The 12,319-nt window shown below is 59.4% G+C and carries 11 protein-coding genes; 2 read left to right on the top strand and 9 right to left on the bottom strand.

Features of this window, described 5'->3' with window-relative positions; genetic code table 11:
* Positions 1 to 258: 258 nt before the first annotated feature.
* From msrQ to mrcB, 9 genes are all read right to left on the bottom strand, one after another.
* A complete protein-coding gene (msrQ, locus tag ACO6VD_RS25700; RefSeq protein ID WP_422422700.1) occupies positions 259 to 879 on the bottom strand; it encodes a protein-methionine-sulfoxide reductase heme-binding subunit MsrQ in 621 nt (206 codons plus the stop codon).
* Positions 879 to 1,892, bottom strand: coding sequence for a protein-methionine-sulfoxide reductase catalytic subunit MsrP (gene msrP, locus ACO6VD_RS25695; RefSeq protein ID WP_422422699.1), 1,014 nt, complete (start codon positions 1,890 to 1,892; stop codon positions 879 to 881). Before msrP ends, msrQ begins: the two co-directional genes overlap by 1 nt.
* A gap of 63 nt (positions 1,893 to 1,955) precedes the next feature.
* On the bottom strand, positions 1,956 to 2,813 hold the full coding sequence (gene pssA / locus ACO6VD_RS25690) for a CDP-diacylglycerol--serine O-phosphatidyltransferase (RefSeq protein ID WP_038606846.1): 858 nt from the start codon (positions 2,811 to 2,813) through the stop codon (positions 1,956 to 1,958).
* A gap of 146 nt (positions 2,814 to 2,959) precedes the next feature.
* Positions 2,960 to 3,976, bottom strand: a complete 1,017-nt coding sequence (gene ilvC, locus ACO6VD_RS25685) for a ketol-acid reductoisomerase (protein ID WP_400170232.1) — start codon at positions 3,974 to 3,976, stop codon at positions 2,960 to 2,962.
* 51 nt (positions 3,977 to 4,027) lie between these two features.
* The gene (gene ilvN / locus ACO6VD_RS25680; protein ID WP_010223016.1) at positions 4,028 to 4,519 is read right to left on the bottom strand and encodes an acetolactate synthase small subunit; all 492 of its coding nucleotides are present in this window, start codon (positions 4,517 to 4,519) and stop codon (positions 4,028 to 4,030) included.
* A gap of 2 nt (positions 4,520 to 4,521) precedes the next feature.
* Positions 4,522 to 6,246: an acetolactate synthase 3 large subunit gene (locus ACO6VD_RS25675; protein ID WP_342624183.1), complete on the bottom strand. Its 1,725-nt coding sequence runs from the start codon at positions 6,244 to 6,246 to the stop codon at positions 4,522 to 4,524.
* Between the two features lie 421 nt (positions 6,247 to 6,667).
* The gene (locus tag ACO6VD_RS25670; protein WP_422422698.1) at positions 6,668 to 6,997 is read right to left on the bottom strand and encodes a YqcC family protein; all 330 of its coding nucleotides are present in this window, start codon (positions 6,995 to 6,997) and stop codon (positions 6,668 to 6,670) included.
* Entirely contained in the window at positions 6,997 to 7,752 is a 756-nt protein-coding gene (locus ACO6VD_RS25665; RefSeq protein ID WP_422422697.1) for a tetratricopeptide repeat protein, read from the bottom strand. Before ACO6VD_RS25665 ends, ACO6VD_RS25670 begins: the two co-directional genes overlap by 1 nt.
* 16 nt (positions 7,753 to 7,768) lie before the next feature.
* Positions 7,769 to 10,090: a penicillin-binding protein 1B gene (gene mrcB, locus ACO6VD_RS25660; RefSeq protein WP_422422696.1), complete on the bottom strand. Its 2,322-nt coding sequence runs from the start codon at positions 10,088 to 10,090 to the stop codon at positions 7,769 to 7,771.
* Between the two features lie 118 nt (positions 10,091 to 10,208).
* Between mrcB and ACO6VD_RS25655 the strand changes: the two genes are divergently transcribed.
* Entirely contained in the window at positions 10,209 to 11,771 is a 1,563-nt protein-coding gene (locus ACO6VD_RS25655; protein WP_422422695.1) for an AAA family ATPase, read from the top strand.
* 105 nt (positions 11,772 to 11,876) lie between these two features.
* Complete coding sequence (locus ACO6VD_RS25650) at positions 11,877 to 12,221, top strand: pentapeptide repeat-containing protein (RefSeq protein ID WP_342624180.1); 345 nt, start codon at positions 11,877 to 11,879, stop codon at positions 12,219 to 12,221.
* Positions 12,222 to 12,319: the final 98 nt, after the last annotated feature.

Below are 12,319 nucleotides of genomic sequence, written 5' to 3'. Positions count from 1 at the left end.
TTATTTTGAAGTTTTTCAGAATTTCTCTTTCAACTTCAACCGCTTAACTCGCTGCGATCTCTCGTCAGCGGGAGGCGAATTCTACAGCGTTTCAATCCGCTGTCAACCACCTTTTTCACCGCTGCCGATCTTTCGATCGAAGCCCCTCCGGTACTACCTGGAACATCTAACTCGTTGATTCTCAAGGAGTTTTCCGTTCCGACTGCGCCGGAAGTGGGGCGAATTATAGAGAGATCCACAGGGGCGTCAAGCACTTATTCAAGCTTTTGTAGCAGAACTTGCTTTTCGACTCGCCAGACGTGGAATTCGCCTAGCAAACAGGGGAATACGCAGCGTCAGCAGGAAGCCGCCGACAACCGCATAAATAGCCCATTCTTTAAGATCAGCCCGCACCACCCAAAGAAAGTGCAACAAACCCAAGGCAAGAATCACATAGACCAGTTTGTGCAACTTCTTCCAGCGCGCCCCCAGACGCCGCTGACTGTAGCGATTGGAAGTCAGCGCCAAGGCCAGCAAACCGGTCAAGCCCAAAGCACCGACAATAATGTAGGGCCGCTTGCTTAACTCCACCCCCAACTGCCCCCAGTCCAGCCCCAGCACGAAGATCATGTAAGACGTCATGTGCAGCACTATATAAGCAAAGCACCACAGCCCCAGCTGCCGGCGCGAAACGATCCACCCCGCCCAACCGGTCAAACGCTGCAGCGGCGTCATGCTCAAGGTAATAAACAGCAAGATCAGCCCGCCCAACCCCAACCGGTCGACCAGGATCTTGCCCGGGTCCGGACCCAGCGCATTCATGGCCGCCTCGTACAGCCACCATAGGGGCCAGATGCTAGCCAGGACAAAGATACCCAGACGAAACAGTGGATAGCGCATTAGTAGTTCTTCCTCAGATCGAGCCCGCTATACAGCCCTGCTACTTCCTCGGCATAGCCGTTGAACATCTGGGTCGGACGCACATTGGGACTGAACAGCCCGCTGGGCAGACGTCGCTCCCGCGCCTGCGTCCAGCGCGGGTGATCAACCTCAGGATTGACGTTGGCATAGAAGCCGTATTCCTCCGGCGCAATAGCCTGCCAGGTAGTGCGTGGCTGCTCCTCGACCAGGCTGATCCGCACAATCGACTTGATGCTCTTGAAGCCATACTTCCAGGGCACCACCAAACGCAACGGCGCACCATTCTGATTGGGCAGCTCTCGCCCATACATACCCACGGCGAGTATCGCCAAGGGGTTCATCGCCTCATCCATTCGCAAGCCTTCTATATAAGGCCAGTCGATCAAGGCGAAGCTGGAGCGCTGCCCAGGCATGCTTTTCGGATCTTGCAGGGTCTCGAAGCGAATGAAGCGCGCCTTGGAGGTTGGCTCCACTTGCTTGAGCAACGCCGAAAGCGGAAAGCCAAGCCAGGGAATGACCATCGACCAGGCCTCAACGCAGCGTAGGCGATAGATTCGTTCCTCCAGCTGATAAGGTTTCATGAAGTCCTCCAGGGCATAGCGCCCAGGCTTGCCCACCTCACCATCGATCACGACCGTCCACGGCTCGGTTTTCAAGCTACCGGCATTGGCTGCCGGATCGCCCTTGTCGGCACCGAACTCGTAGAAGTTGTTGTAGTGCGTCGCATCCTTGAAGGGGGTAATCGCCTCCCCCGGCGCGGTGATTGCCTGCCATTGGGTTGCAGCGAGTTTCTCGCTGAACCAGCCAGGCGCCCTGCCCGCTTCGACATCAGCATAACGCGACACTTCGGCAGCACCCGCCAGGCGTGGCAGTGCCGTTACCGCCAGGGCAGCCAGAGACCCGCCGAGCATGGCGCGGCGCGAGACGTATATAGATTCGGGGGTGATTTCCGATGCTTTGCAATCGGAGGCTTTGGACAGCTTGATGAGCATGACGGCTCCGTAGAACTGGATGACTGATGCACCAGTAGACTACGGAGCCCGAGCGAAATTACATCACTCGACGTTTTTACGCCGACGCATGCGCAACAGGTATTGCACAGGACCGGAGGCCGCATAGCCGAGGAACACCAGCAGCAGGATGCGTGGTGGATCACTGAAGACTACCGCGAACACCAGCACCACGGCGAGGATCGCTACGAACGGCACGCGCCCCTTGAGGTCCAGCTCCTTGAAGCTGTTGTACTTGATGTTGCTGACCATCAGCATGCCTGCCGCCGCGACCAGCAATGCCACCAGGAACGACAGCTTCGAACCCTGAATGCCATAGTCACTGAACGCCCAAACGGTACCGGCTACCACGCCCGCAGCGGCAGGACTGGCCAGACCGATGAAGTAGCGCTTGTCAGCTGTACCGACCTGAGTGTTGAAACGAGCCAGACGCAGGGCAGCACCGGCGACATAGATGAAGGCAACCATCCAGCCGACCTTACCCATGTCACCCAGAGCCCAGCCGAACGCCAGCAACGCAGGGGCGACACCAAAGGCGACCATGTCCGACAGCGAGTCGTACTCGGCACCGAAGGCGCTTTGGGTATTGGTCATGCGGGCAACACGGCCATCAAGGCCGTCGAGGACCATCGCGACAAAAATGGCAATCGCGGCAAAAGCGAAATACTTGCTCGCTTCGCGCGGATCGCCGGCACTCAGGGCAGCCTGGGCGCTCATGGAATTGATGATGGAATAGAAACCGGCGAACAGGTTCGCGGTGGTGAACAGGTTGGGCAACAGATAGATACCGCGATGCCGAACCTTGCGTCCTTCGGCGTCATGCCCTTCTTCAACATGCTCATCGATCGGTAGCAGGCTTTCGGCGTCAGAGGCCTTGTTCGGCTCTTCGGGACGTTCGCTCATGGACATTACCTTGCAACGGTGTGGAAAGTTTCGACAGAGGTCTGCGCCGAGGGTTCGACGACAGACGATGAAGCTTTATACCAGAAGCTGACCGCCTAAACGAAAAAACGCGGCCTAAGCCGCGTTTTCATCGCATCGAAACCAGATTAGTTCTTGGCTTTGTCGACGATTTTGTTGGCTGCGATCCAAGGCATCATCGAGCGCAGTTGCTCGCCGATGACTTCGATGCCGTGAGCGGCGTTGTTACGACGCTTGGCGGTCATCGATGGGTAGCCGGTAGCACCTTCGCTGATGAACATCTTGGCGTACTCGCCGTCCTGGATGCGTTTCAGAGCGTTACGCATGGCCTGACGGGATTCGGCGTTGATGACTTCAGGGCCGGTCACGTACTCGCCGTACTCGGCGTTGTTGGAGATCGAGTAGTTCATGTTGGCGATACCGCCTTCATACATGAGGTCAACGATCAGCTTCAGTTCGTGCAGGCACTCGAAGTAGGCCATTTCTGGCGCGTAGCCAGCTTCAACCAGGGTTTCGAAACCGGCTTTGACCAGCTCGACGGTACCACCGCAGAGAACGGCTTGCTCGCCGAACAGGTCGGTTTCGGTTTCGTCCTTGAAGGTGGTTTCGATGATGCCGGTACGGCCGCCACCGACGCCAGCAGCGTAGGACAGGGCGACGTTCTTGGCGTTGCCCGAGGCGTCCTGATAGATAGCGATCAGGTCAGGAATACCGCCGCCTTTGACGAACTCGGAACGCACGGTGTGACCTGGCGCTTTTGGCGCGATCATGATCACGTCCAGGTCAGCGCGTGGCACAACCTGGTTGTAGTGAATGGCGAAACCGTGGGAGAAGGCCAGGGTGGCGCCTTTCTTGATGTTCGGCTCAACTTCGTTCTTGTACAGCTGGGATTGGAACTCGTCCGGGGTCAGGATCATGACCAGGTCGGCACCGGCAACAGCAGTCGCCACATCGGCAACTTTCAGACCGTGAGCTTCAGCCTTGGCAACGGTAGCCGAGCCTTTACGCAGACCGACAGTGACATCCACACCGGAATCTTTCAGGTTGCACGCTTGAGCGTGGCCCTGGGAGCCGTAACCGATGATGGCAACTTTTTTGCCCTGGATGATCGAAAGGTCGCAGTCTTTGTCGTAAAAAACTTTCATGAAAATACCCCTGTTATCTCGGCCCGATAGGGCCATCGCTAATTTTTTGAGTTAGATGCTGAGCACTTTGTCGCCACGGGCAATGCCGGTAACGCCGCTGCGCACTGTTTCGAGAATGGACGCGGTACCGATGGCCTGAATGAAGCTGTCAAGCTTGTCGCTGGCGCCAGTCAGCTGAACGGTGTAGACGCTGCTGCTGACATCGACGATCTGCCCACGATAGATATCGGTGGTGCGTTTGATCTCGGCACGCTGTGCGCCCGTGGCCTTGATCTTGACCAGCATCAGTTCACGTTCGATGTGCGCGCTTTCCGAGAGGTCGACCAGCTTGACGACTTCAACCAGCTTGTTCAGGTTTTTGGTGATCTGCTCGATCACCTCATCATGACCGACCGTGGTCAACGTCAGACGCGACAGGGTCGGGTCTTCGGTAGGCGCTACGGTCAGGCTTTCGATGTTGTAGTTACGCTGCGAAAACAGACCGACCACGCGAGACAAGGCACCGGGTTCGTTTTCCAACAGCAGGGAAATAATGTGCCGCATGATTAGGTACGCTCCGTCTTGCTCAGCCACATGTCGCGCATAGAGCCGTCTTTGATCTGCATCGGGTAGACGTGTTCGCTGTTGTCGACCTGGATGTCGATGAACACCAGGCGGTCTTTCATGGCGAACGCTTCTTCGAGCTTGGGCTTGAGGTCCTTCAGGCTGGTGATGCGAATGCCCACGTGACCATAGGCTTCAGCCAGCTTGACGAAGTCAGGCAGCGATTCCATATAGGAGTGCGAGTGACGGCTGTTATAGGCCATGTCCTGCCACTGGCGGACCATACCCAATACACCGTTGTTCAGGTTGACGATCTTCACCGGCAGGTCGTACTGCAGGCAGGTCGACAGCTCCTGAATGTTCATCTGGATGCTGCCCTCACCGGTAACACAGGCAACGTCCTGGTCCGGGAAGTTCAGCTTGACGCCCATGGCCGCCGGAAAACCGAAGCCCATGGTGCCCAGACCACCGGAGTTGATCCAGCGGTTGGGTTTGTTGAAGCGGTAGTACTGCGCCGCGAACATCTGGTGCTGACCGACATCGGAGGTGACGAAGGCATCGCCCTTGGTCACTTCGCAGAGGGTTTCGATCACCGTCTGTGGCTTGATGACGTTACCGTCGCCCTTGTCGTAAGGGAACATGTCACGGTCACCGCGCCACTCTTCGATCTGCTTCCACCAGGCGTCCATTGCGGCCTTTTCAGGCTGCTCGCCGATTTCGCGCAGGGTCGCGACCATTTCGGTCAGCACGCTTTCAACCGGACCTACGATCGGCACGTCGGCCTTGATGGTCTTGGAGATCGACGCCGGGTCGATATCGATGTGGATAACCTTGGCGTTCGGGCAGAACTTGGCCGGGCCGTTGACCACACGGTCGTCAAAGCGCGCACCGACCGCGAAAATCACGTCGGCATGGTGCATGGCCAGGTTGGCGGTGTAGCTGCCGTGCATACCGAGCATGCCGAGGAACTGGCGATCGGTGCCCGGGTAGCCGCCCAAGCCCATCAGGGTGTTGGTTACCGGCAGGTTGAGCATCTGCGCGATCTCGGTCAGCGCAGCAGAACCGCCACCGAGAATTACACCGCCACCGGCGTAGACCACTGGACGCTTGGCGGCCAGGAGCATCTCGGCAGCCTTGCGGATCTGCCCCGAGTGACCACGGACAGCCGGGCTATAAGAGCGCAGCTTGACCTTCTTCGGGTAGACGTATTCGAATTTTTCCGCCGGGTTGGTCATGTCTTTCGGGATATCGACCACCACCGGACCCGGACGACCAGACTGCGCCAGGTAGAAGGCTTTTTTCAGGACTTCCGGAATCTCCGAGGCATGCTTGATCATGAAGCTGTGTTTCACGATCGGCCGGGAAATACCGATCATGTCGGTTTCCTGGAAGGCATCGGTACCGACCATGGTGCTAGGCACCTGACCGGAAAGGATGACCATCGGAATGGAGTCCATGTACGCGGTGGCAATACCGGTGATGGCATTGGTTGCGCCCGGACCGGAAGTAACCAGTACCACGCCGGCCTTGCCGGTGGCACGGGCGTAACCGTCCGCCATATGGGTAGCAGCCTGTTCGTGACGAACCAGGATGTGACTCACTTCCGGTTCTTTGAACAGTGCATCGTAAACATGAAGGAGAGCACCGCCAGGGTACCCATAGATGTGCTTAACGCCTTCGTCACGCAAAAAGCGGACGACCATCTCAGCGCCAGATAAAAGCTCCACGTTGTTCACCTCTAAAACGCCAGAATACCGTCCACGCTGGACGGGTCTTAATAGGTTTACTGCCAAGCAGAGCATGAGCGACGGAATCGCCACTACGTCAGCACTGACTGAGCAAGTATTGGGAGCTCCCCAAAGTGTTGCGGGGGTTTCCCACCCAGCGCGAGGTAACGCGTTGCGGGGTGTAACAGGTCGGCGCGGGTGTGCACCTCATGATCTGCTTAGCGGGTCTGCTTCTGGCAGTCCCTCTACAGCGGAATCTGGATTCTTATTTTTCGGCGCGCGCAAGTCAAGAAAAATTATTGCCAATTTTGCGCAAGGACGATCAGCCACTACCACTAATCCAAAGCCCAGCAGCAGAAAAACAAAGAATACAAACAAAAAGAGCCACAATCTGTGGCTCCAAGAGGGAAAAGAGGGAAATTCAGGCAGAAGGACTGATCAATTGGTCAAACTCTGCTAGCAACCTGCGTAGCTCGCGACTTTGCTCCGGGCGATCGGCATAAACCGTTTCAGCCATGACCAGAATGCCGGAGGCGTTGGGCAGGGCCAGCCCCTTCTCGAGAATCTCTGTCATTTTCGGCAGGAAGATAAACTGCAGCCACTGATCGAAGTTCATGCTGTCGACAGCAAACGGCGTGGTGCTGGCCAGCGCTTCAGCGCTGGGCAATGTTTCGCTCCACCAGCCCTGAACGCGCAATTCGTGTTCAATCAGCAACAGGTGATCAGCAATTTCCAGAATGCGCGGATCCATTACAGGTTGACCTGAGCTTTCTGCCGCGCCAGCGCTGCGCCCGCCGAATCACCCTGCTTGTCACGCGCCTGGGCGATGATTCCCCACAGGCCCGCTTGCAGGTCCGGACGGCCATTGGCGTAGGTCAGGGCACGACGGGCCAATTGCTCGGATTGCGCCGCATCACCCTGAGCCAGGCGTACCTGGGCCAGACGGTAGAGCACTTGCGGCTCGCGTGGGGCGATGCGCTGGGCACGCTCCAGGCTCGACGAGGCGCCGTTGTAGTCACCGCTGCCCTGCTGTTGCTGGGCAGTCGTCAGCAGCGCCAGCACCGGGCCGTCGAGCTGTTCGTCGGCCGACAGGCCGCCACTGGCGGCGGCGCTGCGCGGAATGCCGCTAGGCGCGCTAGGGGCAGTAGTACTTGGCATGACGTAGCTGCCCGCATTGGTCGAACTGCTTTCGAACGGTGCCGAACTGCTTGGCCCCGGCGTGATCGGGCCGGTGCTGATCGGTGCCGCGCCAGTCGACGCCGGGAAAGTCTGAATCGGTGCCGCGCCGGCGCCTTGCGGGACCATCACGGTGACACCGGAGTCCTGCGGCACGGCCTGGGCCTGGCGGGTACCGGTATTGACCGGGGCACCACGGCTGGCCGCGACCCGTTCGCTGTTGGACACGCGCGTGCTCGAGTCGACGACAGGAATTGAGCCGCGTTGAACGCTGGCGCAACCGTTGAGCAAAGCCAGTGCCGTCAAGGCAGGAAACCACCACTTGTTCACTTCACACCCTCTTTGCTTAATTCATCCAGCCCTTGACCCAATCCATCACGGATTCGGCCGGGTCCTGCGTGCCGCCACAGGCGGCGCCGGCAGGCGGCTCACTGCCGCGAATATACGGCATCTGTACCGCGCCCGGGCAACTGCTGTCAGAGCCCTGCCCGCTGTGTGGATCAATCCACGTCTGGACGACGTTGTCAGGCAGCGGCATGTCCAGTGGCAACGGGTCGGCCTTGCGCATGAAACTGGTCCACACCTGCAGCGCACCGGTAGCACCGGTGAACGGCGTCTTGCCGTTGTCGTCACGCCCCAGCCAGACCACCGCCAACAGGTCCTGACTGAAACCTGCGAACCAGCTGTCACGCGAGTCGTTACTGGTACCGGTCTTGCCTGCCAGGTTCAACGAGCTTGGCAACACACTGTAGACCGAACGGCCGGTGCCTTCGCGCATCACCCGCTGCATGGCGTTCTGCACCAGATAAATGGCCCCCGGATCGAAGGTCTGCTGGATCTGGAACGGATAACGCTTGAGCGGTTCGCCCTCGGCGGTCAGCACGCTGCGAATACCGCGCATCGGCGTGTTGAAACCACCGTTGGCGAGGGTCTGATACATGGTCGCAACCTGCATCGGCGACATGCCACCAGCCCCCAGCATCATTGACGGGAACGCCGGCCAATCAACATTTACCCCAAGTCGCCCAATAGTTTTGAGCACATTTGGCACACCCAGTTCCAGGCCGAGCTTAGCCGTCGACAAGTTGTAGGAGTTGGCCAGGCCCTGGTACAGGTAGATGGTGCCGTGGGAGCGGCGGTCGTAGTTCTGTGGCCGCCAGACCTGACCATCCGCGCCTTTGACCGAGAACGGCTCATCTTGAACCCAACTGGTCAGGGTGTACTTGCTCGGCTTTTCCAGGGCGGTCAGGTAAACCGCCGGTTTGACCAGCGAGCCGATTGGCCGCACCGCGTCGATGGCCCGGTTGAAGCCGGCAAAGCCTGCCTGGCGGCTACCGATCAGCGCCTGCACCTCACCGGTTTCAGGATTGGTCACCACCATGGCCGCCTCGACCTCATCGGCGCCTTTACGCCCGGCCAGACGCTTGAAGGTGTCGGCCATGGCCGATTCGGATTTCATCTGCAAAATCGGATCGAAGCTGGTGAAGATGCGCAGGCCTTCTTCGGTCAAGTCTTCGTCACGGTAGTCCTGGCGCAACTGACGCTTGACCAGATCGAGGAAGCCGGGGAACGAGCTGTCGGCCAGGCTGCCGCGCTTGGTCACACCCAGCGGCATTTTCTTCGCTGCGGCAACGGCTTCTGGTGTGGCCACGCCCTGCTCGGCCAGCAGGTCGAGTACCAGGTTACGCCGCACCGTGGCGCGGTCCGGGTAACGGCGCGGATTGTAGTAGGACGGTCCTTTGACCATGCCCACCAGCAATGCCACCTGATGCAGTTTCAGTTCGGACAGCGGCTGACTGAAGAAGAACTGACTGGCCAGACCAAAACCGTGCACCGCCCGCTGCCCATCCTGGCCGACGAACACCTCGTTGAGGTAAGCCTCGAGGATCTCGCGCTTGTCATAGTGCAGTTCCAGCAGCAAGGCCATCATCGCCTCGGTGAGCTTACGGCTCAGGCTGCGTTCGTTGGTCAGGTAGAAGTTCTTGACCAACTGCTGGGTCAGGGTACTGCCGCCCTGGCGCATGGCCCCCGACGAAGTGTTGACCCAGACGGCGCGGGCGATCGACTTGGGCGACACGCCAAAGTGGCTATAGAAGTCGCGGTCTTCCACGGCCACCAGAGTTTCGAGCAAATACGGCGGCACCTGGTCGAGCTTGATCAGGATGCGGTCTTCCAGGTTCTTCGGGTACAGGCCGCCGATCAGCAACGGTTCCAGGCGCACTACATCGAGCTTGGAGCCATTGATACCGCTCAGGCCTGCCACATAGTCGCCGGAAAAACGCACCCGCACCGCTTGCGCCTGCTCCATACCTTCATAGAACTGGAAACCACGGGTATTGAGGTCAACAGTATTGCCGTTGACGGCAGCGGCACCCGGGCCGTTGGCAACGCTTTCACGGCGATAGCCCAGGGCATCGAGCTCGACAAGGAAGTCGCTCTTGCTCAGCTTCTGTCCGACGAACAGCTCCAGCGGCCGGGCGTACACCTTGGCCGGGATAGTCCAACGCTTGCCGGAGAACTTCTCCTGGACCACAGCATCGAGATAGATCGCCACCCCGGCCAGCGCCACAAGACCGACCAGGCTGAGCTTGATGGCCCAGCCCAGCCAGGCACGCGAGCGGCCAGACGGGCGTTTTTTCGGGGTACGGGGGGATCGGGTACGAGTCATGGCGGCGGATTATACGCACTTTATTGCTCATCGACAGGCGCCCTCCGGCGGTTTGCACCAGCCGCGCTTGCCGCCATAATGTCCGACTCGAAATCACCCAGACCCACAAGGATCGCCCGTGAGCCAAGTCTTGATCGCCGCGCTGCAGAACCCCGCCCTGTTCCCTCACCCGGTGAAGGAGTTTCAGCTCATCGAGACGCACATCTCCTGGGTGCTGTTGACGGGTGACTATGCCTACAAGATCAAGAAGCCGATGAATTTCGGTTTCCTGGATTTCACCGACCTGGCCAAGCGCGCGCACTTCTGTGCGGAAGAACTGCGCCTCAACCAACGCCTGACCGAAGGGCTGTACCTGGAAGTACTGCCGATCACCGGCAGTGCCGAAGCCCCGCAACTGGGTGGCGAAGGCGAGCCGATCGAGTTCGCGCTGAAAATGCGTCAGTTCCCGCAAAATCAGATGCTCAGCACCCTGCAAGCCAACGGTGAGCTGACCGCCGAACACATCGACCAGATGGCGCGGCAGATTGCCGAGTTTCACCTGCAGGCACCCAAGGTCTCGGTGGAGCATCCACTGGGCACGCCGGACAGCGTCATGGCGCCGGTGGAGCAGAATTTCGAGCAGATCCGTCCGTTCCTCACCGACAAGGCTGACCTGCAGCAGCTCGACGCCCTGCAGGCCTGGGCCCAGGACAGCTTCAAGCGTCTTCACGGGCTGCTCGAAGCCCGCAAGGCAGAAGGCTACATTCGTGAGTGCCACGGCGACATTCACCTGGGCAACGCTACCCTGATCGACGGTAAGGTGGTGATCTTCGATTGCATCGAGTTCAACGAACCCTTCCGCTTGACCGACGTTTACGCCGACGCCGGGTTCCTGGCCATGGACCTGGAAGACCGCGGCCTGAAATCGCTGTCGCGCCGTTTCATCAGCCAGTACCTGGAATTGACCGGCGATTACGCCGGCCTGGAACTGCTGAACTTCTACAAGGCCTACCGTGCGCTGGTACGCGCCAAGGTCGCGCTGTTCAGCATGCCGGCCAATGCCGATGCCGTGCAGCGCGCCACTACCCTGCGTACCTACCGCAACTATGCCAACCTGGCGGAAAGCTACAGCGCCATCCCTTCGCGCTTCCTGGCCATCACCCACGGCGTTTCCGCAGTCGGCAAGAGCCACGTCGCCATGCGCCTGGTCGATGCCCTGGGCGCTATCCGTCTGCGCTCGGACGTTGAACGCAAGCGTATGTTCGGTGAGCAGGTAGACAGCAAAGCCGGTCAGCTGCAAGCCGGTATCTACAGCACTGACGCCAGCCAGGCTACTTACGAGCGCTTGCACCAATTGGCTGAAACCGTCCTGCGCGCCGGTTTCCCTGTGGTCATCGATGCCACCTACCTCAAGCAGGGGCAGCGCCAGGCGGCAGCTGAGGTTGCCAGCGAGACCGGGGTGCCCTTCCTGATTCTCGACTGCAACGCACCACAAGCGGTAATCGCCAGCTGGCTGGCACAACGTCAGGCCGACCAAAACGACCCTTCCGACGCAACGATGGAAGTGGTCGAAGCCCAGCTGGCCAGCCGTGACCCACTGAGCGCCGAAGAGCTGCTGCAAAGCAAGCGCGTCGAAACCAACGAAAGCGGTAGCCTCGACCTGCTGGTCAAGCAGATCCGCCAGCGCCTGCCCGGGCTCTGATACGCCTCAGGACGTGAAGCAGTCGACACTTCACGCCTGATCTCCGGCGCCTCCGCAATGATGGCACTATAGTGTCACCATAAGTGCAAACAAGGAGGCGCCTTCATGAATCAGCCACGGCAACTGGACAGCGCACTGTATGCGCTGGTGCATGACGAACAGATCGCCAGTTTCAATCGCGAAAAGCCCAAGGACGCCAGCATCGATTTTCGCGGTGGCGATTTCCGCGGCCTCGACCTGCGTGAGCTGGACACCAGCGGTATCGACTTCACCGATGCCTACTTCCGTGCCGCCGACCTGCGTGGCCTGGACCTGCGTCACAACGGCCTGGAAGGCGCCAGCCTGGCCCATGCGCAGATTTCCGGCACCTACTTCCCCAGCGAACTGAGCGCCGACGAGATCCTCATGTCGGTCAATTTCGGTACTCGACTGCGCTATCGCACCCGCTGATAGTTTCGGTCTTCGTCAGTGGGAGCGGGGGGGGGGGGGGGGGGGGGGGGGATGGGGAAAACAAAACACCACGGAAAAACAACCCCCCAAAAAAAAAA

The sequence above is a fragment of the Pseudomonas sp. GZD-222 genome (assembly GCF_049310525.1).
In the GTDB taxonomy this organism is placed as follows: Bacteria; Pseudomonadota; Gammaproteobacteria; order Pseudomonadales; family Pseudomonadaceae; genus Aquipseudomonas.
The sequence above is the reverse complement of the archived record's forward strand: the minus strand, read 5'-3'. Positions and strand labels throughout refer to the sequence as shown.

What these genes read in the sequence shown, in the direction of transcription:
- msrQ (WP_422422700.1), bottom strand. Translation starts at nt 879, where the DNA reads ATGCGCTATCCACTGTTTCGTCTGGGTATCTTTGTCCTGGCTAGCATC.
- msrP (WP_422422699.1), bottom strand. Translation starts at nt 1,892, where the DNA reads ATGCTCATCAAGCTGTCCAAAGCCTCCGATTGCAAAGCATCGGAAATC.
- pssA (WP_038606846.1), bottom strand. Translation starts at nt 2,813, where the DNA reads ATGAGCGAACGTCCCGAAGAGCCGAACAAGGCCTCTGACGCCGAAAGC.
- ilvC (WP_400170232.1), bottom strand. Translation starts at nt 3,976, where the DNA reads ATGAAAGTTTTTTACGACAAAGACTGCGACCTTTCGATCATCCAGGGC.
- ilvN (WP_010223016.1), bottom strand. Translation starts at nt 4,519, where the DNA reads ATGCGGCACATTATTTCCCTGCTGTTGGAAAACGAACCCGGTGCCTTG.
- ACO6VD_RS25670 (WP_422422698.1), bottom strand. Translation starts at nt 6,997, where the DNA reads ATGGATCCGCGCATTCTGGAAATTGCTGATCACCTGTTGCTGATTGAA.
- mrcB (WP_422422696.1), bottom strand. Translation starts at nt 10,090, where the DNA reads ATGACTCGTACCCGATCCCCCCGTACCCCGAAAAAACGCCCGTCTGGC.
- ACO6VD_RS25650 (WP_342624180.1), top strand. Translation starts at nt 11,877, where the DNA reads ATGAATCAGCCACGGCAACTGGACAGCGCACTGTATGCGCTGGTGCAT.